Origin of the sequence: Finegoldia magna, assembly GCF_018371055.1 — a bacterium.
Lineage (GTDB): Bacteria > Bacillota > Clostridia > Tissierellales > Peptoniphilaceae > Finegoldia > Finegoldia magna_I.
This window is the reverse complement of the sequence record NZ_JAGYZD010000285.1, coordinates 1-1,977: the sequence shown is the minus strand read 5'-3', so window position 1 is coordinate 1,977 and position 1,977 is coordinate 1. Positions and strand designations below refer to the sequence as shown.

Sequence of the window (1,977 nt, the reverse complement as noted above, 5' to 3'; positions counted from 1 at the left end):
TTATCAATGTTTTTGCAGTTGGGAATATTGCTTCTGTTAGTTATGTTACCGATAAAGCTCAAAAAGCGATATTTGGTAGGCTGGCGTATATTGTTGAAGGGTTGAAAGAACTTCCTAACACATTAAATCAACCTATGGAATTGAAGATTAAAACAAAGGATGATTATTTAGAAGTAAAATCTCCTGTTATGATTATTTCCAATTCAAATACTGTAGGTGGATTTGAAAATATTTGCCCGCAAGCCAAAATTGACGATCAAAAGTTAGACGTTTTGATTATTAAGCATTCCCGTCTTAAAGAAGTTGCTCAGATTTTAATAGATGCTTTTAGTTCAAAGCATATTTACTCTGAAGATGTATTATATTTTCAAACTGATACTTTAACCATTGAATCTAATCAAACAGTTCCAGGAGATGTGGATGGAGAATATGGTGGAAATTTACCAGTGAAAGTTGAGATTAATAATAAACCAATAAATATTTTAGTAAGGAGCGATTAAATGTCATCACCAACAATTAAAGACGTAGCAAAACTTGCTGGAGTTTCAATTTCTACAGTATCTAGAGTTATGAATGATTCCAAGCCTGTAAGTCCAGAAGCACGTAGAAAAGTTTTAGACGCAATTGAAAAACTTGACTTCAAACCAAACGAATTGGCAAGATCTTTAGTAATGAAAAGGTCCAATTTAATAGGTGTAGTAGTGAAAGATATCGGCATTCCATATATGGCACAAATTGTAAGAGGTGCAGAAGAAATTGGAAGAATGTACAAATACGATATACTATTGTCTTCTACATACGGAGATTTGGAACAAGAAAAGAAGATTATAGACTTCATGTTTACAAAGCAAGTAGAAGGAATAATTTTGATTTCAGAAGACATTGAACCAGAGGTTATATTCAAGTTGAAAGATCAAACTGTTCCTTATATTCAATTGGATAAATTCTGGAATATAAAAGACGTGCACACAGTACAAATCGACTACAAAGAAGCCATGATAAATATGATTAATCATATTTATGATTTAGGTCACAAGAAAATTTTATTCGTAAAAGAAAATCAAGATACTGAAATAGGTCAAGAAAAACTTAAAGGATACAGACAAGCTTGTGATGATTTGAAAATAGAAAAAATTGAAATTTCATCAGAAGGAGTTTCAGTTAAAGATGGTTACGAAGCAGGAGATAAGATTTTCGAAATGAAAGATTCGAAAGACATAACTTGCGTAAGTTTTAGTGAAGATGCACAAGCAATAGGATTTATAAATTATTGCTATGATAATAATAAGAAAGTTCCAGAAGATATTTCCGTATCTGGATTTGGCGATATACCAATGACAAGTATTTACAGACCTACTCTTACTACAGTTCAAGAACCTTATTATGACATAGGTGCTGTATCTATGAGAACTTTAGTAAAGGTTTTGAAAGAAAATAAAATTATCAACGAAAAGGCAATATTAGGTTCTCAAATAATGAAGAGAGAATCTGTAAAAGATATCAATTAAAATATTTTCCTGTTTAAAAAATCAATTAATAGGATATAAATAAAGTAGTCATAGGAGGATTATTATTATGGTAGAACAAAATGTTATAGTAAAAAACGAAACTGGTTTGCATGCTCGTCCAGCTGCATCTTTGGTACAATTTGTTAAAAATTTTGATGGTAAAGTTGAACTTATTAAAGATGGTAAAACAGCTAACGCAAAATCTATTTTCAACGTTATGGCTTTAGGTATTTCTCAAGATACTGAAGTCACTGTTAGATTAGATGGTGAAAACGAAGAAGAAAACTTAAAAAAACTAGTTGAATTTATAGAAAATTTAGAAGACTAATTAAAGCAAGAATTCATAGCCGTCACTTTTGTGGCGGCTTTAGTTGATGACTTTAGTCAGTTGAGTTCGCTTGCGAACGAAACAATAAACTACCCGCTATGCGGGTAGGCGTTCTTAGGTTATACCAAAAAAATCACCAAG

The 1,977-nt window shown here is 31.4% G+C and carries 3 protein-coding genes; all 3 read left to right on the top strand.

Features of this window, described 5'->3' with window-relative positions; genetic code table 11:
- Positions 1–500 (top strand): diacylglycerol kinase family protein (locus tag KHW44_RS09130; protein ID WP_369680532.1); only part of this gene is annotated, 500 nt, incomplete at its 5' end.
- Entirely contained in the window at positions 501–1,508 is a 1,008-nt protein-coding gene (locus tag KHW44_RS09125; RefSeq protein ID WP_094208790.1) for a LacI family DNA-binding transcriptional regulator, read from the top strand.
- Positions 1,509–1,575: 67 nt separating this feature from the next.
- Positions 1,576–1,836 carry an HPr family phosphocarrier protein gene (locus KHW44_RS09120; protein WP_002836732.1) on the top strand — a complete coding sequence of 87 codons (261 nt, stop codon included), beginning with the start codon at positions 1,576–1,578 and terminating at the stop codon, positions 1,834–1,836.
- Positions 1,837–1,977: the final 141 nt, after the last annotated feature.

Bases quoted from the DNA above. Each gene is read 5' to 3' on its own strand.
- KHW44_RS09125 (WP_094208790.1), top strand. From the start codon at position 501: ATGTCATCACCAACAATTAAAGACGTAGCAAAACTTGCTGGAGTTTCA.
- KHW44_RS09120 (WP_002836732.1), top strand. From the start codon at position 1,576: ATGGTAGAACAAAATGTTATAGTAAAAAACGAAACTGGTTTGCATGCT.